Here is an 18,258-nt window from a genome sequence, read left to right on the forward strand (position 1 = left end):
GAAATCTTAAGTTTGATAAATTCATCTAGAGCAGTTGCCTATCTCTTGTTTCCGTAATAAACCATAATCCAATTAAACTCAATACGGCATTTAAGGTTAAGTAAATTCCAACACCTTTTAAGCCATAATTAGCATTCAATGGTAATGCAATAATTGCTGCTACACTGGCACCAAATAATCCTGCAATATTGTAGGTTAAGGATGCTCCGGAATAACGAGCGTGTGTAGGAAATAATTCTGGTAAGAAACTTGCAAGTGGTCCATAACCCATACCAATTAATCCCATTCCAATGATTAAGAACCAAAACAAACTCAAAGTTGTTCCATTTTCTAGAAAATACGGTAAGACTAAACCAAAAAGAGCAACGCCAACAGTCGTCCAAATTAACCAAATTCTTCGTCCAACTTTATCTATATATTTGCCCGAAATTGTAATGGTAATGGCGAGTGAAACGGCGCTAGGCATTAATAAAGCAGTAAAAATTTGTGGTGAAAAACCTAATCCCATTGCATAACCGGCTTCCGATACGGTAGGGGCAGATTTTGCATAAATTTGGCTGAAAGCGATCATAATATAAAAGAGCACATAGCCTGCAATGCAGATCGACATACCTAAGAAGAATGGTTTGAAATGAGTAACGATCACTTCCATCATCGGTAAAGCTTTAGGTTTAGACTTGTTAAATGCTGCAATAAATATTGGTGCTTCAGTAAGTTTTAATCGAACATACAACCCAATGGCAACTAATACAAAAGAGAAAAGAAATGGAATTCGCCATGCCCAGTCAGTCATTGCAGCTTGTCCAAAAAGCGCGATAATGAGTAAAAAGCCACCATTGGCGAGTAGTAATCCTAGAGGCGCGCCTAATTGTGGAAAAGTGCCATACCAACCACGTTTTCCTTCTGGCGCATTTTCGATTGCCACTAATGCTGCGCCGCCCCATTCGCCTCCCAAACCAATGCCTTGCCCGATGCGGCATAAGCAAAGTAAGATCGTAGCCCATATTCCGATACTCTCGTAAGTCGGTAATAAGCCGATCACTACAGTTGAGATTCCCATTACTAAGAGGCTCATAACAAAGGTATTTTTTCTTCCGAAGCGATCGCCAAAATGTCCGAATAATACCGCCCCCAGAGGACGAGCAATAAAAGTCAGTGCTAGTGTAGAAAGGGCAGCAATTTGTCCTGAAAGAGGATCTGAAGCGTGGAAAAATTGATGATTGAAAATCAATACGGCAGCCATTGCGTAAATGTAGTTATCAAAATATTCAATCGCCGTGCCAATCATTGTTGCCATTGCTACTCGTTTTAAGCTATTTGGATTATTGGTTGCTTGCATTACTTTCTTCCTTTAGGGCTTGAGTTGCTACTTTTATATCATTCGCTTGAGTTATAGCCGTGATAACTGCAACACCATCAGCGCCGTATTTCCGTAAGGTTTTTACATGTTCTCGTTTTACGCCACCGATAGCCACAAGTGGTTTGGTGATTCCTGCTTCTCTCAATGTTTGAATGAATGCCATTCCAAGTGTTGGTTTAGGATTCTCTTTTGACTGAGTCGGAAAAATTGGACCAATACCGAAATAATCAATTTCAGATAATTCTTCTCCAATTTTTGCTTCATCTAAACGGTTAACAGACCAACCAATAATCAATGGTTTATGAGCCCTTGCTCTAACTATTGTTACAGGAGTATCACTTTGCCCAACATGAACTCCATCCGCTTCAATTTCTAATGCCAAATCAACGTTATCATCAACAATAAATGGCACATCATATTGACGGCACAAGTCTCTGCACTTAATGGATAAGGCTCGTTGTTCTGCTGGAGAATTTTCTAATGAGAATTTGCCTTTATCGCGAAATTGAAAACAGGTAATGCCTCCTTCTAAAGCTTGTCTAAGAACAGAAAGCAAGTTATCTGCTGGATTATCACCTAAATGTCGGCAATCTTGTGTGCCTGCTACAAAATAGAGCGGTAAAATTTCTTGAATATTTTTCATCTTTCAATCCTTAAATATGACTGTAAGCCCAATGATTTGTTGGTCCATGTCCATGACCAATATTCAATGGGTGAGATATGGCTGCGGTGATAAAATCTTTAGCAGTTTTCACCGCACTTTTTAATGGTGCGCCTTTGGCTAATTCAGCTGTTAAGCAGGCTGAAAAAGTACAGCCTGTGCCGTGAGTATGTGGTGTATCGAAACGCGGGCTTTCTAAAACAAAATGTTCACCATTTTGTAAAAGGATCCAATCTTTGCATTGCAAACTTTGTGAATTGAGCGAATGTCCGCCTTTAATAATCACATTCTTTGCGCCCTGTTTTTGCAAGTCTAACGCGGCTTGTTGAATGCTGGCTGTATTAGAAATTTTGATGCCTGTTAAAGCTTCTGTTTCAGGAATATTAGGTGTAATCACGTCGGCTAGTGGTAATAAATGTTTGATTAATGCGGAAACTGCTTGTTGTTGCAATAAAGGCGCCCCACCTTTCGCAATCATCACGGGATCAACCACTAATGTGCCAAATGGGCGATAACTTAAAAAATCAGCAACACATTCAATAATATCTGCTGTACCAAGCATACCAATTTTGGCACTTGTAATCTGAAAGTCATTTTTTACCGCTTTCAGCTGCGCTTGAATCGAGTTCAAGGGAATCGGGTGGATATCAAATACGCCAAATGTGTTTTGTGCAGTGACCGCAGTAATCACTGAAGTGCCAAAAACACCCTGCATTTGAAAGGTTTTGAGATCGGCTTGAATTCCAGCACCACCGCCACTGTCAGAACCTGCAATAGTCAATACTTGTGCAATGTTAGACATATTTCACCTCCGCATTTTGTTCTATTACATCAGGCGTCAAGGTAGCTAATTCATCAAGTAGACGAATTTGGAACTGCCCGACTTGTGTGGTTAGTTTTTTAGCCGCAATCTCTCCTGCAATGGTGTAAGCGGCACAGGCTTCGATTATTGCTGAAAAGTGTTTGCCTTCATCGACGGCTAAAAATGCTGCGCATACTGCACTTAATAAACAACCCGATGCGGTGACTTTGGGAAATAGCGGCGTACCGTTATGTATTGTGGCAGTTTGTTGTCCATCGCTGATAATATCGACCTCACCACTAATTAACACCGTACAGTCATAGCATAGTGCAACACGTTGAGCGGCTTCTTGTAGATTCGTTTTCCCTTGCCCCGCATCCACGCCTTTTGCTTGCCAATCTGCACCTGCAATCGCCGCAAGTTCGCCGGCGTTACCTCGAATTAGAGCAAATTTTACTTCCGCCAATAACTGACGGACTGTTTCTTGTCGGTAACGAGTGACACCCACTCCAACTGGGTCAAGCACGACAGGAATGCCTATTGAATTAGCCATTTTTCCCGCTAGTAACATAGCATCTCGTTCTTTACCTATGAGAGTACCGATATTAATGACTAATGCTTGGCTGATTTTCGGTATTTCAATCATTTCTTCAATATTAGCAGACATCAATGGCGATGCGCCTAAAGCGAGCAAACCATTGGCGCTAAAATTTGCCGCAACAATATTGGTAATATTATGAATCAACGGATTCTGTTCACGAATTTTTGACAAATAAACTGATTTCATTTTACACCTTCATTTTTATGCTAAATCCAATCCCATTTGCCAAAATCCAATTTCCATTCGAGTGGCTGTGGTAAAAATCTGTTGGATATTAACGAGTTGAGAATCATTAAGTGGCTTACAAAGTGCGGTAAGAAAATCAACAGTTTCTTGTGCAGCTTGTTGATATTCTGGTGCAGAGTATGTGTCAATCCACCCTTGATAAGGATTGCTTGGTTGTTTTGGATAATTTTCTATAATGTAGCGGGCAACGTGTGCGTAACCTAAAGCACAAGGCGTCACGGCGGCATATAGTTCTGGTAAGCCGCCAGTCATTCCACAATCAAGTAAGTAACGTGTATAGGCAATGCATGCCGCACTTTCGGGTGTTTGGAATATTTCCTGTTCACTAACTTCCCATTGCCGGCAGTAATCCAAATGTAATTGGATTTCTTGGCAAAGAATGTCGAGCGTTTTACGCGGCATGTCCATTTCGGCAAAATTTCTTGCCTTGAACACGCCCAAAGCAAAAGCACGGCTGTAATGGAAAAGATAGATGTAATCTTGTTTTAAATAGTGTTGAAAACAAGCTTTTGGCAAGGTGCCTTTTGCAAGTTGTTGCACAAATTCATGCTCAACATATTGCTTCCAATAAGGTTGCGCTTGCTGAATTAGTTGGTTGATCATCATTTTCCCTTACTGTAATTCAACAGCATAATCTTTCAATTCAAGTGCTTTTGGAATCAAGCCTTTTTGATGCATAAATTTCCCCATTTGTTGATAACGTTTGACATCCAATTGACGGGGTTTTGTTGCTAATAAAGGTAGGGTATCTTTCCACGCTAATTGATTTAATTCTGTATTGAGTTCTTTTGACTTATAGCTCACAAATGCTTGCCATGCGTCATTTGGGTTGTTTTGTAGGTAGGTTGTAGCTTGTTCAAGTGCGGTCAAAAAATCGGAAAGTTTTTTAGAAGCAAGACTGTTTTTGTTAGCCACTACAATCAATTCATCATAAGCCGGCACACCATATTCTTCAGGGAAAAATGCTACACCTTCTTGTTTTTCTAAATAGATTTGATTGAGTTCAAAATTGCGGAAAGCCCCGATGACCGCATCGACTTGTCCTGTTAAAAGAGAAGGGGAAAGCGACCAATTCACGTTTACTAATTTTACGTCTTGATTACTGAGTCCAATAGAGCGAAGCATCGTGTCAAGTAACACGTCTTCAAAACCACTAACTGAATAGCCCACTTTTTTTCCTTTCAGGTCGGCAAGTGTTTTGATGTTGCTATTTTTAAGCACCACAACACTATTTAATGGACTAGAAATGAGTGAACCTACTCGAACTAAAGGTAATCCTTCTGCAACTTGTTGATAAAGTTGAGGTTGATAATTAATGGCTAAATCCACTTTTTCTGCAGCAACCAATTTAGGCGGTAACGATGGATCAGCCGGTTCGATAATTTCGACCTCTAAGTTATTTTTTTCAAAAAAGCCTTTTTGTTGAGCAACGATGATTGCTGCGTGGTCAGGATTCACATACCAATCAAGCATTAAGCTGATTTTCTCTTTTGCTAAGCTGGTAAAACTGGCGGTGAGTCCAATTAAAAGACTGAAATAACGGATGATTTTCTTCATTTTTGTCTCCTTGTGTCATGAAGAGTTAAACGTGCCAAATAAAACGGCGTAGTAGCCAATCAATGCTGAAATATAAACAAAGCGAAATTGCCACTAATATCAGCAATGAGGCAAACATTAAATCTACCTGCATACGGGCGTTGGCGTGGATCATTAAATAGCCAAGCCCTTCTGATGACCCCACCCATTCTCCGATTACAGCGCCAATTGGGGCAACTGAAACGGCAATACGAAAGCCCGATGCAAATGCAGGCAATGCAGCAGGTAATCGCACTTTGAGTAATAAACGCAAAGGGGAAGGTTTTAACGTTTTGGCGAGGTCGAGCCAAGCTTGAGGTGTATTGCGTAATCCATCGTAACAAGCTGCTGTTACAGGAAAATAGATGATGAATATGGCCATCAGAATTTTTGATGGCATGCCATAACCCAGCCAAAGTACGAGTATTGGGGCGATAGCAAAAACAGGAATTGCTTGAGAAATCACTAAAACGGGTAACAGTAATGATGATGTTTTAGGTGAAAAAGAGAGTAACAGGGCTGATGACAATCCGAAAATAAAACCCAGTAGTAATCCTAAGCCAATTTCAATTAAGGTAATTTGTGTATGCAGCCAAAGTAGTTCTATATGGGAAGTCAATTGCAGCCATACAGCTTGCGGAGAAGGAAATATGTAATGGGGAAAATCACCAAATACGCTAATAAGTTGCCAGAGACACAGCAATATAATTCCAATAAAGAGCGGTTTAAGAAGGCTAAGTTTCATCTTTTTCCCTCTAATAACCCATTTAATAATTGCTGTTGGAGCATCCACAAATTTTCTTGGTTAAGTTCTCGTGGTGCTTTACCTTCAGGTTTTATGACATCAGATAATGCTGGTTGATTAGGCTGCGGTGAGCGTAATACAAAAATACGCTGGCTTAAGCGCAATGCTTCTTGAGGATCATGTGTAACCAATAACACGGATTTATCTTTTAATAGTTCATAAGCCAAGTTTTGTAATTGATAACGACTAATCGTGTCAAGGGCAGAGAAAGGTTCATCAAGTAAAACTAAATCAGCGTTTTGCATTAATACTCGAGCGAGAGCCACTCTTTGTTTCTGTCCTCCAGATAATTGAGCACAGCTTTTATGAAGATGTTCTGACATGCCTACTTGTTCAAGTAGTGCTTTTGCTTGAAGAGTTGTTTTTGCAGATTTATTCCCGAATAGTACGTTTTCTAATTGGACGTTGTCAATAATTGAAAGCCAGGGATAAAGAGTATCTTTTTGTGGTAGCCATGCCACTCGAATATTAGGATGAAAGATGATATTGCCTTGGATTTTCCCTTGTATTTCAAGCCCTGCAATTAATCTTAAAAGCGTTGATTTACCTACACCAGAACAGCCAAGCAAACTGACCCACTCATTAGGCAAAAGCGTTAAGTCAAGGTGTTTAAATAGTACCTGCTCTCCAAAAGCAAGACTAAGATCCTGAATATGCACCATAGCATTAACCTAATGATTAACTACTAAAGGTAACGGTAGAAAAGGAATGAAAATAGGTATGAAGAATGAGAAAGTATTTTGGCATATTAGTTTCCTACGTCAGTGCTAACTGTTTCAGGTTCACGGGTATCATCTCAGCCACCTTGTGGCACCCCGACTAAAATTTGAAAGAATTTTATATCGCAATTAAAAATAAAACAATAGGAAATGACATTAACTTTAGTTTTTTTGTTTAGTCCTCGAGAGTCAATTTAAGCAATAAAAATAATAAGTTAAATCATATACTCACTTTTCAAGTGTTATATTCAAAGTTCTAGAAATTACACCTTATCTTGTAAAGTAAGACAACAAAAGTATTTATAATAAAAAACTAGATTCTCTATAAGCATATAATATATTATTAACCTTTCAATTTGCTTTCCCATAAGTTGCCGGATTATAAAAAACTCTGTCATCACGAATATCCCCTTGAATTCAAAGCCCTTCAAAGGTTTTAGTGTTTCAAGTGATAATATTTTTTTCTACAGAAAAGTTATACCATCATCAATCTTGAGCGTACTTTTCTCATCATAAAGGAGAAACTATGTTAAGTTATCGTCACAGTTTTCATGCTGGCAACCACGCAGATGTGCTTAAACACATTGTATTAATGCTGATTCTAGAAAATCTTTCACTAAAAGAAAAAGGCTTCTACTATCTTGATACCCATTCAGGAGTCGGTCGTTATCGTTTAAGTTCTAACGAATCAGAAAAGACGGGCGAATATAAAGAAGGAATAGGCAGACTTTGGGAAAGAACAGATTTACCCGAAGAAATTACTCGCTATGTGGAAATTATTAAGAAGCTCAATTATGGCGGCAAAGAATTACGCTATTATGCTGGGTCGCCAATGATTGCCGCCCAATTATTGCGTTCACAAGATCGTGCTTTGCTCACCGAATTACATCCGAGCGATTTTCCATTATTGCGCAATAATTTCAAAGAATTTAAGAATATCACCACAAAATCAGAAAATGGTTTCCAACAACTCAAAGCCACGCTTCCACCAAAAGAGCGCCGTGGTTTAGTGCTTATTGATCCACCTTATGAATTAAAAGAAGATTATGATTTGGTGGTGAAAGCGATAGAAGAAGGTTATAAACGCTTTGCGACAGGCACTTATACAATTTGGTATCCAGTAGTACTACGCCAACAAACAAAACGCATATTTAAAGGATTAGAAGCGACGGGAATTCGTAAAATATTGAAAATTGAATTGGCAGTTCGCCCTGATAGCGATCAACGTGGTATGACCGCAAGTGGAATGGTGGTGATTAACCCGCCTTGGCAATTAGAACAGCAAATGAAAGCTATTTTGCCTTATTTGACCCAAACTCTTGTCCCTGAAGGTACGGGAAGTTGGACAGTGGAATGGATTGTGCCGGAATAATCCATTCCAAAATCTCGGTCAAAACGACCACGCTTTTAAATTTTAATTTTATTGGAATACAACACTAAACAAAGTGCAATAACCATAATTAAAATCGCGCCTGCGAATAAGATGGTATCAACTGAGCTTTCATGATTCACAATGATCAGGCGCAACATGGCGGTAATCCCCGCATAAATAAAATATCGCAAAGGAAAGTGATAGCCACTTTTAAAATATTGCACAATAAGACCAATAAAACCGAAATATAAGAAAAACATCACAGCTTGTTCCGCAACATCATAAGGCACTACACTTGATGTATTAAATACCATGATCGCTAACGTATATGTAATTTTAGCTAATGCAATAATCAATACTACAGCTAAAGCAATAAGTGAAAAACTTAATACCACTTTTAATACACCTGTAACCACGCGAGGCAGTTTTTCGAGTTCTTGAGATTCTTCCATAAAGTTCCTTTTTTGTTTTTAAATGAAGAAAGGCGCGTATTTTAAAGGAATGTGATTTCGCGGTAAATAACCAAATTTAATCAAATAAAAAAGGCAGAGATCTCTGCCTTTTCTTTTTTTTTATATAAATAATTACTCATCCAAGAAACTTCTTAATGTCTCAGAACGGCTAGGATGACGTAATTTACGCAATGCTTTCGCTTCAATCTGACGAATACGCTCACGAGTTACGTCAAATTGTTTACCCACTTCTTCGAGTGTATGGTCGGTATTCATATCAATACCAAAACGCATACGTAATACTTTCGCTTCACGAGGTGTTAAGCCTTCTAACACTTCATGAGTCGCTACTTTTAAGCTTTGTGCGGTTGCCGAATCTAATGGCAATTCAAGGGTTGAATCCTCGATAAAATCACCTAAATGTGAATCATCGTCATCACCGATTGGAGTTTCCATTGAAATTGGCTCTTTCGCAATCTTAAGCACTTTACGAATTTTATCTTCTGGCATACCCATGCGGTCAGCAAGCTCTTCTGGTGTCGCTTCACGCCCCATTTCTTGTAACATTTGACGAGAAATACGATTTAATTTATTAATCGTTTCAATCATATGAACAGGAATACGAATTGTACGTGCTTGGTCAGCAATGGAACGAGTAATAGCCTGACGAATCCACCAAGTTGCATAAGTTGAAAATTTATAACCACGACGGTATTCAAATTTATCTACTGCTTTCATCAAACCAATATTCCCTTCTTGAATTAAATCCAAGAATTGCAAACCACGGTTGGTATATTTTTTCGCAATAGAAATGACCAAACGTAAGTTAGCTTCAACCATTTCTTTTTTCGCACGACGAGCTTTTTGTTCACCACGAGATACCGCATCGCAAATCTCACGCATTTGTTGGATGGTCAGATTAGTATGCTGTTCAATATTCGCTAAATTATCTAAAGATAAACGGATACGCTCTTCATATTTTGGTAAGCGTTTTGCCCAAGCTTTAGTGGATTTTAATGCTTTTGCTACCCATGCATCATTGCTGCCATTAGCAATAATAAGTGCCTCAAATTCATCTTTTGGCATACCCGCAATATCAACTAATACTTTCTGCAGTTGACGCTCTTCTGCACGTACTCGTTTTATCATATTTTTCATTGATAAAACAAGCACATCAAATTGTTTTGGCACTAAACGGAATTGTTTAAAAATATCTGCGAGTTGAGCAATTTGATCTTTTGCACGTTTACCACTACGTCCATGTTTTACTATAGTCGCCAATGTTTTGGTGTGTTGCTCTCTTAAGGCCGCAAATCTTTCACGAGCAACTTCAGGATCTATGCTATTGTCAGAGTCGCTGTCATCCGAACTTGAGCTGCTATCGCTTTCATCTTCCTCATCACTCTCATCATCAACATCTGCAACTGATTGAGTACTCTCATCTTCATCAGTGAAATGCTCATCAACATTCGCAGCTTCCTCTTCAACAACATTTGGATCTACAAAACCAGTAATTAAATCAGCTAAACGATAATTACCCGCTTCTACTTGATCATAATTATTTAATAATTCAGTTAACGCTTCTGGATATGCAGCAATAGCAGTTTGAACTTCATCAATCCCTTCTTCAATACGTTTTGCAATGCTGATTTCATCTTCACGGGTAAGAAGATCAACCGTTCCCATTTCACGCATATACATACGCACAGGATCGGTTGTACGACCGATTTCAGATTCCACATTGGATAAAATCTGTGTTGCTTCTTCCACTGCATCTTCATCCGGAATCGTGTCATTCAACATCATTTCGTCACTTTCCGGCGCTTCATCAAGAACCGGAATACCCGCATCATGCTGTAAAGTCTGCAACAACTTATCGTAATATTCCGGATCGATCACATCTTCCGGAAGTAAGTCATTAATCTCCGCATAGGTTAAATAACCTTGCGTACGACCCAATTCCATAAGCTGTTCAATTTGTTCTGAATATTGCTCTGCGGTAGATTGTTGATTTTGTTCCATTTTTATTCCCGTTTTGCGTTATTTTTGGAAGATAAAAGCCCTTGTTTTGAACAGGAGATTTTACCATTGTTATGACGGATTAACTAACTGTTTTTTCTGCTCTTCTTTTCCCTTGAGCAAATTCACTAAAATTGCGCGCTCTTGATCAGTTAATCCTTCCGTCCTTTCTTTTGCAATCAGCATTTCAATGTCACGCTCAATCGCTTGAATATTCAATCGACGATAGTTTTGAGAGAATGCATTAATGATTTCTAAGTCATCTAATAGATGATCCCAAGAGGCTAATATTTCAAGGGGCTTGCTGAATTCTGTATCACGAAAATATTCTAAGATTTGCCCTGTTGTAATGCCTTCTCGTTCACGGCAAAGTGCGGTCAATTTTTCGAGCAATTCGTAACCCGCTTCATGCTTTAAGGCTTGTAAACCGATATCCGAAATACGATTCACTAATTGTGAATTCTGTAATAACAGCGAAATCACCACGCGCATTGGTGTTTTCTTAATGGTTTTTTGTGGCGTTTTAGGTTTGGGTTCAGCCTTATCTATTTGATTTGGTATTAAGCTTTCAAGCTGTGATTGATCAAAGATCCCAAGCTTTTGCGCCAACATATTCCGCAATGAAAGACGTAGCATATCACCAGGGATTTGACGAATTAAAGGCGCCGCGAGTGCCACTAATTTGCCTCGTCCTTCTTGCGTCGAGAAATCTACTTGTGGACTTAAATGCGCGAATAAGAATTCTGTGAGAGACTGAGCTTGATCAATATACTCTTCAAACTTTTCTTTACCATATTGACGAATATAAGTATCCGGATCTTCTCCGTCTGGTAGGAAAATAAACTTGATTTGTCGTCCGTCTTCCAGATAAGGTAAAGCGTTTTCAAGTGCGCGCCAAGCGGCATCACGCCCTGCTCTATCGCCATCGTAGCAGCAAATGACTTGCTCTGTTGAACGGAACAATAATTGAATTTGTTCCGAGGTTGTCGATGTCCCAAGAGAAGCCACCGCATAATTGACACCAAATTGCGCCAATGCCACCACATCCATGTAGCCTTCAACTACTAGTAATTTTTCTGGCTCATCATTGATTTGTGAGGCTTCATACAAGCCATAAAGTTCATTACCTTTATGGTACGTAATAGTTTCTGGGGAGTTCAAATACTTGGGTTTTTCATCCGTTAAAACACGTCCACCAAAGGCGACCGTACGACCACGTTTATCTCGAATCGGAAACATAATGCGATTACGAAATTTATCGTACACATTGCCACGATCGTTACGAGAAAGCATACCTAAATCAAACAGCTTTTTCTGTTCTTCTCGATTTTTGCCGAATTGACGCAACACCGTATCCATCGCATTGGGTACATAACCGATTTGAAAACGCTCGATAATTTCTGGCGATAAACCACGTTGCTGAAGATAGCTTTGAGCAGGAATATTTAGCGGAAGTTGCGATTGATAAAATGACGCAATCTCTTGCATCAAATCGTATAAATTACGTTTTATCTGATAGCTCACATCCGGTTTATTGCCGAATTGATTTGGGCGTTTTTCATAAGGCACTTCAAGCCCTACCGAAGCGGCAAGTTCTTCAACGGCTTCAACAAATTCTAATTTGTCATAATCCATTAAAAATGAAATCGCATTGCCTTTCGCGCCACAGCCGAAGCAATAATAGAATTGTTTTTTTTCACTTACTGTGAAGGATGGTGTTTTTTCGTGATGAAACGGACAACAAGCTTGATAATCCCGTCCCGCTTTTTTGAGTTTCACGCGCGCATTAATCACATCGACAATATTCGATTTTGTGAGCAGATCATCAATAAATTGGCGTGGAATTGAGCCTTTCATTGCCTTGCCTCCTTGAATACGATGCGAAAGTGCGGTTGATTTTGCGTGACTTTTTTCGATGAGTTTAAAGCAACAAAACCGTGATACCCAAAAGGTTTCACGGTTTGTCTTAACTCGAGTTAGAAAATACTACAAATTAGTATAAACGGGTATTGCGCGCGTTTTCGCGAGCGTTACGTTTCGCGTGACGTTTAGCAAGTGTTGCTTTTTCACGTTTACGGATTGTAGTTGGTTTTTCATAGAATTCACGAGCGCGAACTTCTGCTAAAATACCAGCTTTTTCGCAAGAGCGTTTGAAACGACGTAAAGCTACGTCAAATGATTCGTTTTCACGTACTTTAATTACAGGCATAAGCCAATCACCTCAATGAGTTTAATTTAATTGCAATTTTAAATTTTTATTACTGCCGAATGAACGGCAAATTCAATAAAGGACGCAATTCTAATCGATCTTCCCTGCAAAAGCAAAGGAAAGATCGCCTATTTGCTGAAAATTTGGCGTTTGAACTGGTTTAAGCGGGCTAAACAAGGTAAAATCTTTGCCAATTTTTTTAATAAAATGAGAATAAAATGCGTATTTTAGGAATCGAAACCTCCTGTGATGAAACAGGTGTCGCGATTTATGATGAAGATAAGGGCTTAATTGCCAATCAGCTCTACACGCAAATTGCCTTGCATGCGGATTACGGCGGTGTGGTGCCAGAGCTGGCTTCCCGCGATCACATTCGCAAAACGGCGCCATTAATTAAAGCTGCATTAGAGGAAGCCAATTTAACCGCAGATCAAATTGATGGTATCGCCTATACAAGTGGTCCTGGTTTAGTCGGCGCATTATTAGTGGGTGCAACGATCGCACGTTCACTGGCTTATGCTTGGAATGTGCCCGCTATTGGCGTACATCACATGGAAGGTCATCTACTTGCGCCAATGCTTGATGAAAATCGACCGCACTTTCCATTTATTGCCCTCTTAGTTTCAGGTGGACACACACAATTAGTGCGCGTTGATGGAGTAGGGAAATATGAAGTCATTGGCGAATCCATTGATGATGCAGCAGGTGAAGCCTTTGATAAAACCGCGAAATTATTAGGGCTAGATTATCCTGGTGGTGCCGCACTTTCACGTTTAGCCGAAAAAGGATCGCCGGATCGTTTTGTGTTCCCGCGGCCAATGACGGATCGCCCTGGTCTTGATTTTAGCTTTTCAGGTTTAAAAACCTCAGCAGCAAACACCATTAATCAGGCGTTCAAACAAGAAGGTGAATTAACCGAACAAACCAAAGCTGATATTGCCTTTGCCTTCCAAGATTCTGTCGTGGATACACTTGCAATTAAATGCAAACGTGCCTTAAAAGAAACCGGTTATAAGCGTTTAGTCATTGCTGGCGGCGTAAGTGCAAACAAAAAATTACGTGAAACCCTTGGCACAATGATGAAAAATCTTGGTGGTGAAGTATTTTATCCACAGCCTCAATTTTGTACCGATAACGGTGCCATGATTGCCTATACGGGCTTTTTACGCTTAAAACAAGGTCAGCATAGCGATCTCGCTATTGATGTAAAACCTCGTTGGGCGATGGACGAACTCCCTGCAATTTAAGGAAAAAATATGGAAAATATAATTAAAGTAAGAGCTATGCGTGTAGCCGGTGTCGCTTGTTTTTTAGTGCTCGCGATTATTGGTGCATGGATTTTTACCACGCCAAGCAGTGATATTGTTGACGCTCTTGCTGAAGCAGGAAAAATGGTGGGTGGTGGTGCCACTTACGGGACCTTTATGCTCGCAGCCTGTCCACCTGTTGCAGGATTCATTGCCTATCATTTCTGGAAATGGGTGATTAAATAATGGCAAAACTCTATTTTTACTACTCTACGATGAATGCGGGTAAATCAACCACGTTGTTGCAGTCTTCCTATAACTATCGTGAACGCAATATGAACACCATGGTTTATACGGCAGCCATTGATGACCGCTTTGGATTAGGCAAAGTCACGTCGCGTATTGGTATTCATGAAGACGCCAATTTATTTACGTCAACGAGTGACCTTTTTGCCGAAGTGAGTCAACGTTTACAACAAGAAAAAATTCATTGTGTTTTAGTTGACGAAGCCCAGTTTTTAACGAAACAACAAGTATATCAATTAAGCGATGTCGTGGATAAACTGAAGATTCCTGTGCTTTGTTATGGCTTGCGTACCGACTTCCAAGCAGAGCTATTTGAAGGTAGTAAGTATCTACTTGCTTGGGCAGATCAACTAGAAGAATTAAAAACAATCTGTTATTGTGGACGTAAAGCCAATTTCGTTTTACGTTTAAATGAACAAGGTCAAGTCATTAAGGAAGGGGAACAAATCCAAATTGGTGGAAATGACTCTTATCTTTCGGTTTGCCGCTATCATTACAAAGAAAAGTGCGGTCAGCTTTAACCTCGTTTTTCAATTTTATACTCGGAGAACAATTTTATGCTAAAAAACAAAACATTCGGCAGTGCCTTAATCATTGCCGGCACGACCATCGGGGCGGGAATGCTCGCGATGCCATTAACCTCTGCCGGTATTGGTTTTGGTTACACCGTTTTCTTATTAGTCGGCTTATGGGCGCTTTTGGTTTACAGCGGTTTACTTTTTGTTGAAGTCTATCAAACGGCCGATCGATTAAATGATGGCGTGGCGACTCTCGCTGAAAAATACTTCGGCATCACTGGACGTGTCTTAGCCACCTTTAGTTTGCTCATTTTACTTTATGCTCTTTCTGCGGCCTACATCACCGGGGGCGGTTCATTATTATCGGGTTTACCAACCGCTTTTGGTTTTGAAAGTCTTTCCTCCGAACTTTCAATTATTATATTTACTGTCGTACTCGGTGCCTTTGTGGTTGTAGGTACAAGAGGCGTTGATGGTGCCACTCGTATTCTGTTCATCGGTAAATTAATTGCCTTTGCTTTCGTGTTATTCATGATGTTACCAAAAGTGTCTGTCGATAACCTGATGGCCTTACCTTTAAATTATGCTTTCGTGATCTCTGCGGCACCAATTTTCTTTACCTCCTTTGGCTTCCACATCATCATGGGCAGCGTAAACAGCTATTTAGATGGTAGTGTTACTCAATTCCGTAAAGCGATTTTAATTGGTACAGCGATTCCACTTGTGGCTTATTTAGTGTGGCAATTAGCGACTCACGGTGTATTAAGCCAAAATGAATTTGTGCAAGTGTTACAAGCAGATCCAACCCTTAACGGCTTGGTCAATGCAACACGTCAAATCACAAACTCCCACATCATGGGTGAAATCGTACGTGTGTTCTCTGCACTTGCATTAATCACCTCTTTCCTTGGTGTGATGCTAGGGGTATTTGAAGGTTTAGGCGATTTATTCAAACGTTACAAATTGCCACATAACCGTTTAACACTTACCATTGCAGCCTTTACTCCACCACTTGCATTTGCTTTGTATTATCCTGAAGGCTTTATTGCCGCATTAAGCTATGCAGGCTTACTCTGTGCGTTCTATTGCTTAATTTTACCTATCGGTCTCGCATGGAAAACACGTCAAGCGAATCCAAATCTGCCTTATCGTGTAATCGGCGGTAATGTGACTTTAGTGATTGCATTCGTTATTGGTGTAGCGATTATGATCGTGCCATTCTTAATTCAAGCGGGTTACCTACCGGCTGTAGCAGGTTAAAGTGCGGTCAATTTAGAGCGTGTTTTTAAGATAAAAAATGGGGCGTATTCATCTACGCCCCATTTTGTTTTCTAACCGTTTAATTATGACTGAATTTCAGCAAGGAACTCTTCTTCCGTGAGAACAGTAACGCCTAATTCTTGTGCCTTTGTGAGCTTAGAACCCGCTGCATCACCGGCAATCACAAAATCTGTTTTTGCTGAAACCGAGCCGCTCACTTTCGCGCCCATGTCTTGTAATAAGGCTTTAGCTTCATTACGTCCCATTTGAGTTAAGGTTCCGGTTAACACCACCGTTTTGCCTTTAAAGCGGTTTTCTGTCACTTCTTTGGTTTCCACGGTTTCCCAATGTACGCCTTGAGCGATTAAATCATTCACCACCGCGACATTATGTGGTTCATGCCAAAACGCCAAAATACGATTTGCCACCACTTCACCCACGTCAGGCACTTGCTGTAAGGCTTCTAAATCTGCATTTTGCAAGGCTTCCAGGGTTTTAAAATGATTGGCTAAATTCAATGCCGTTGCTTCACCCACTTCACGGATTCCTAAAGCAAAAATAAAACGAGCCAACGTCGTATTTTTTGCTTTTTCAAGGCTCGCTAAGGCATTTTCGGCTGATTTTGTGCCCATTCTTTCCAAACGGGTTAGCGTAGTTAAATCTAACTTAAATAAATCGGCCGGTGTATGAACTAATTCACGATCCACCAACTGCTCGATTAATTTCCCCCCTACGCCATCAATATCCATGGCTTTGCGAGAAACAAAATGTTTAAGCGCTTCTTTACGCTGTGCTGCACAGAACAAACCACCCGTACAGCGTGCCACGGCTTCACCTTCAATGCGAACAATAGCCGAATCACATACAGGACAAGTTTTAGGGAAAATGATCGGTCTCGCATCTGCTGGGCGACGGTCGTGCAATACACCAATAATTTGTGGGATCACATCCCCCGCACGACGAATAACCACCGTATCGCCAATCGCAATATCTAAGCGTTCAATTTCATCGCCGTTATGTAATGTGGCGTTACTTACCGTTACCCCTGCCACAAATACCGGTTCCAATTTAGCCACTGGGGTAATCGCCCCTGTTCTGCCCACTTGGAATTCCACATCATTTAAGCGAGTTAATTCTTCTTGCGCAGGGAATTTATAAGCAATTGCCCAACGTGGCGCCTTGGAGATAAAACCTAATTTTTCTTGTAACGCAATATCATTGATTTTCAATACAGTGCCATCAATATCGTAGCCAAGAGAACTGCGTTTATTTTGAATATCACAATAAAAATCCAACACTTCATCGGTGCCGTTACATAAACGGATTTCTGGATTCACCGGAATCCCAATAGACTTCAACCATTGCAAACGATCATAATGTGTATTCGGTAAATCTACCCCTTCAGCAATACCAATACTATAAGCATTCAAGACCAATGGACGTTTACTCGTAATTTTCGGATCGAGCTGGCGCAACGATCCCGCTGCAGCATTACGCGGGTTAGCAAAAGTTTTCTCACCTTTCTCTAACGCCAGTTGATTTAAACGCTCAAAGCCTGCGTGTGGCATAAATACTTCACCGCGCACCTCTAAACGAGCGGGTGGATTGTCCATTAAAAGCTGCAACGGAATATTTCGAATCGTGCGAATATTGGCAGTAATATCTTCCCCTGTCGTCCCATCACCACGGGTTGCAGCTTGAGTCAGTACGCCATTCACATACAAAATACTCACCGCTAAACCATCTAACTTAGGTTCACAGCAGAAAGTGAGTGGTTCTGGCAAACGAATAAGACGATCTTCAATACGCTTTACGAATGCATAAAATTCCTCGTCTGAGAAAGCATTATCCAAAGAGAGCATCGGAATTTCATGACGAATCTGGGCAAAACCTGAAAGCGGTTTTGCGCCCACACGTTGAGTAGGTGAATCTGCCGTAATGAGCTCCGGATGAGCGGCTTCTAAGGCTTTAAGTTGGTGAAATAAACGGTCATATTCTGCATCCGGAATGGTTGGATTATCCAACACGTGATATTCATATTCATAACGACGAAGATCCTGACGTAATGTATCAATTTGTTGCTGAAGGCTCATAATGTTCTCTAAC

At 40.3% G+C, this 18,258-nt stretch carries 18 protein-coding genes and 1 riboswitch; of the genes, 5 read left to right on the top strand and 13 right to left on the bottom strand.

The annotated features are described in order from the left end of the window. Positions 1-25 precede the first annotated feature (25 nt). Genes DPV95_RS08530 through DPV95_RS08565 form a run of 8 tightly spaced genes read right to left on the bottom strand, consistent with a single transcriptional unit; the run spans position 26 to position 6,712 of the window. Positions 26-1,339 (bottom strand): MFS transporter, encoded by a 1,314-nt coding sequence (locus DPV95_RS08530; protein WP_049367565.1) that lies wholly within the window; start codon positions 1,337-1,339, stop codon positions 26-28. Beyond that, positions 1,323-2,003, bottom strand: a complete 681-nt coding sequence (gene thiE / locus DPV95_RS08535; protein WP_049367566.1) for a thiamine phosphate synthase — start codon at positions 2,001-2,003, stop codon at positions 1,323-1,325. The genes DPV95_RS08530 and thiE overlap by 17 nt, the downstream gene beginning before the upstream one ends. A gap of 10 nt (positions 2,004-2,013) precedes the next feature. Continuing rightward, positions 2,014-2,823 carry a bifunctional hydroxymethylpyrimidine kinase/phosphomethylpyrimidine kinase gene (thiD, locus tag DPV95_RS08540; protein WP_049367567.1) on the bottom strand — a complete coding sequence of 270 codons (810 nt, stop codon included), beginning with the start codon at positions 2,821-2,823 and terminating at the stop codon, positions 2,014-2,016. After that, a complete protein-coding gene (gene thiM / locus DPV95_RS08545) occupies positions 2,816-3,610 on the bottom strand; it encodes a hydroxyethylthiazole kinase (RefSeq protein WP_049367568.1) in 795 nt (264 codons plus the stop codon). The genes thiD and thiM overlap by 8 nt, the downstream gene beginning before the upstream one ends. A 15-nt stretch (positions 3,611-3,625) precedes the next feature. After that, positions 3,626-4,273 carry a thiaminase II gene (tenA, locus tag DPV95_RS08550; RefSeq protein ID WP_049367569.1) on the bottom strand — a complete coding sequence of 216 codons (648 nt, stop codon included), beginning with the start codon at positions 4,271-4,273 and terminating at the stop codon, positions 3,626-3,628. Positions 4,274-4,282: 9 nt separating this feature from the next. After that, a complete protein-coding gene (locus DPV95_RS08555; protein ID WP_049367570.1) occupies positions 4,283-5,227 on the bottom strand; it encodes an ABC transporter substrate-binding protein in 945 nt (314 codons plus the stop codon). 25 nt (positions 5,228-5,252) lie between these two features. After that, positions 5,253-5,990, bottom strand: coding sequence for an ABC transporter permease (locus tag DPV95_RS08560; protein WP_049367571.1), 738 nt, complete (start codon positions 5,988-5,990; stop codon positions 5,253-5,255). Beyond that, positions 5,987-6,712, bottom strand: a complete 726-nt coding sequence (locus DPV95_RS08565) for an ABC transporter ATP-binding protein (protein ID WP_049367572.1) — start codon at positions 6,710-6,712, stop codon at positions 5,987-5,989. The genes DPV95_RS08560 and DPV95_RS08565 overlap by 4 nt, the downstream gene beginning before the upstream one ends. Positions 6,713-6,786: 74 nt before the next feature. After that, positions 6,787-6,878, bottom strand: a riboswitch (TPP riboswitch). 417 nt (positions 6,879-7,295) lie between these two features. On the opposite strand from DPV95_RS08565, the gene DPV95_RS08570 reads away from it, so the two are divergent. Further along, a complete protein-coding gene (locus tag DPV95_RS08570; protein ID WP_049367573.1) occupies positions 7,296-8,141 on the top strand; it encodes a 23S rRNA (adenine(2030)-N(6))-methyltransferase RlmJ in 846 nt (281 codons plus the stop codon). Positions 8,142-8,176: 35 nt separating this feature from the next. On the opposite strand, the gene psiE is transcribed toward DPV95_RS08570, so the two are convergent. From psiE to rpsU, 4 genes are all read right to left on the bottom strand, one after another. Further along, the gene (gene psiE / locus DPV95_RS08575; protein WP_005694726.1) at positions 8,177-8,593 is read right to left on the bottom strand and encodes a phosphate-starvation-inducible protein PsiE; all 417 of its coding nucleotides are present in this window, start codon (positions 8,591-8,593) and stop codon (positions 8,177-8,179) included. A 132-nt stretch (positions 8,594-8,725) separates the two neighbouring features. Next, positions 8,726-10,615, bottom strand: a complete 1,890-nt coding sequence (rpoD, locus tag DPV95_RS08580) for an RNA polymerase sigma factor RpoD (protein ID WP_049367574.1) — start codon at positions 10,613-10,615, stop codon at positions 8,726-8,728. A gap of 69 nt (positions 10,616-10,684) precedes the next feature. After that, positions 10,685-12,469 (bottom strand): DNA primase, encoded by a 1,785-nt coding sequence (gene dnaG / locus DPV95_RS08585; protein ID WP_049367575.1) that lies wholly within the window; start codon positions 12,467-12,469, stop codon positions 10,685-10,687. Positions 12,470-12,605: 136 nt separating this feature from the next. Continuing rightward, the gene (gene rpsU, locus DPV95_RS08590; protein WP_005694732.1) at positions 12,606-12,821 is read right to left on the bottom strand and encodes a 30S ribosomal protein S21; all 216 of its coding nucleotides are present in this window, start codon (positions 12,819-12,821) and stop codon (positions 12,606-12,608) included. Between the two features lie 218 nt (positions 12,822-13,039). Between rpsU and tsaD the strand changes: the two genes are divergently transcribed. Genes tsaD through DPV95_RS08610 form a run of 4 tightly spaced genes read left to right on the top strand, consistent with a single transcriptional unit; the run spans position 13,040 to position 16,152 of the window. After that, on the top strand, positions 13,040-14,068 hold the full coding sequence (tsaD, locus tag DPV95_RS08595) for a tRNA (adenosine(37)-N6)-threonylcarbamoyltransferase complex transferase subunit TsaD (protein ID WP_049367576.1): 1,029 nt from the start codon (positions 13,040-13,042) through the stop codon (positions 14,066-14,068). A gap of 9 nt (positions 14,069-14,077) precedes the next feature. Continuing rightward, positions 14,078-14,314 carry a hypothetical protein gene (locus DPV95_RS08600; RefSeq protein WP_111406951.1) on the top strand — a complete coding sequence of 79 codons (237 nt, stop codon included), beginning with the start codon at positions 14,078-14,080 and terminating at the stop codon, positions 14,312-14,314. After that, positions 14,314-14,895, top strand: a complete 582-nt coding sequence (locus tag DPV95_RS08605; RefSeq protein WP_111406952.1) for a thymidine kinase — start codon at positions 14,314-14,316, stop codon at positions 14,893-14,895. Before DPV95_RS08600 ends, DPV95_RS08605 begins: the two co-directional genes overlap by 1 nt. 36 nt (positions 14,896-14,931) lie before the next feature. After that, on the top strand, positions 14,932-16,152 hold the full coding sequence (locus tag DPV95_RS08610) for an aromatic amino acid transport family protein (RefSeq protein WP_111406953.1): 1,221 nt from the start codon (positions 14,932-14,934) through the stop codon (positions 16,150-16,152). A gap of 83 nt (positions 16,153-16,235) precedes the next feature. On the opposite strand, the gene ligA is transcribed toward DPV95_RS08610, so the two are convergent. Further along, positions 16,236-18,245, bottom strand: coding sequence for an NAD-dependent DNA ligase LigA (ligA, locus tag DPV95_RS08615; RefSeq protein WP_207974268.1), 2,010 nt, complete (start codon positions 18,243-18,245; stop codon positions 16,236-16,238). Positions 18,246-18,258 lie beyond the last annotated feature (13 nt).

Origin of the sequence: Haemophilus parainfluenzae (genome assembly GCF_003252755.1) — a bacterium.
Taxonomy (GTDB): domain Bacteria; phylum Pseudomonadota; class Gammaproteobacteria; order Enterobacterales; family Pasteurellaceae; genus Haemophilus_D; species Haemophilus_D parainfluenzae_N.

What these genes read in the sequence shown, in the direction of transcription:
- thiM (WP_049367568.1), bottom strand. Translation starts at nt 3,610, where the DNA reads ATGAAATCAGTTTATTTGTCAAAAATTCGTGAACAGAATCCGTTGATT.
- dnaG (WP_049367575.1), bottom strand. Translation starts at nt 12,469, where the DNA reads ATGAAAGGCTCAATTCCACGCCAATTTATTGATGATCTGCTCACAAAA.
- DPV95_RS08530 (WP_049367565.1), bottom strand. Translation starts at nt 1,339, where the DNA reads ATGCAAGCAACCAATAATCCAAATAGCTTAAAACGAGTAGCAATGGCA.
- rpsU (WP_005694732.1), bottom strand. Translation starts at nt 12,821, where the DNA reads ATGCCTGTAATTAAAGTACGTGAAAACGAATCATTTGACGTAGCTTTA.
- thiE (WP_049367566.1), bottom strand. Translation starts at nt 2,003, where the DNA reads ATGAAAAATATTCAAGAAATTTTACCGCTCTATTTTGTAGCAGGCACA.
- DPV95_RS08610 (WP_111406953.1), top strand. Translation starts at nt 14,932, where the DNA reads ATGCTAAAAAACAAAACATTCGGCAGTGCCTTAATCATTGCCGGCACG.
- tenA (WP_049367569.1), bottom strand. Translation starts at nt 4,273, where the DNA reads ATGATCAACCAACTAATTCAGCAAGCGCAACCTTATTGGAAGCAATAT.
- thiD (WP_049367567.1), bottom strand. Translation starts at nt 2,823, where the DNA reads ATGTCTAACATTGCACAAGTATTGACTATTGCAGGTTCTGACAGTGGC.
- DPV95_RS08600 (WP_111406951.1), top strand. Translation starts at nt 14,078, where the DNA reads ATGGAAAATATAATTAAAGTAAGAGCTATGCGTGTAGCCGGTGTCGCT.
- tsaD (WP_049367576.1), top strand. Translation starts at nt 13,040, where the DNA reads ATGCGTATTTTAGGAATCGAAACCTCCTGTGATGAAACAGGTGTCGCG.
- DPV95_RS08555 (WP_049367570.1), bottom strand. Translation starts at nt 5,227, where the DNA reads ATGAAGAAAATCATCCGTTATTTCAGTCTTTTAATTGGACTCACCGCC.
- ligA (WP_207974268.1), bottom strand. Translation starts at nt 18,245, where the DNA reads ATGAGCCTTCAGCAACAAATTGATACATTACGTCAGGATCTTCGTCGT.
- DPV95_RS08570 (WP_049367573.1), top strand. Translation starts at nt 7,296, where the DNA reads ATGTTAAGTTATCGTCACAGTTTTCATGCTGGCAACCACGCAGATGTG.
- rpoD (WP_049367574.1), bottom strand. Translation starts at nt 10,615, where the DNA reads ATGGAACAAAATCAACAATCTACCGCAGAGCAATATTCAGAACAAATT.
- psiE (WP_005694726.1), bottom strand. Translation starts at nt 8,593, where the DNA reads ATGGAAGAATCTCAAGAACTCGAAAAACTGCCTCGCGTGGTTACAGGT.
- DPV95_RS08560 (WP_049367571.1), bottom strand. Translation starts at nt 5,990, where the DNA reads ATGAAACTTAGCCTTCTTAAACCGCTCTTTATTGGAATTATATTGCTG.
- DPV95_RS08605 (WP_111406952.1), top strand. Translation starts at nt 14,314, where the DNA reads ATGGCAAAACTCTATTTTTACTACTCTACGATGAATGCGGGTAAATCA.
- DPV95_RS08565 (WP_049367572.1), bottom strand. Translation starts at nt 6,712, where the DNA reads ATGGTGCATATTCAGGATCTTAGTCTTGCTTTTGGAGAGCAGGTACTA.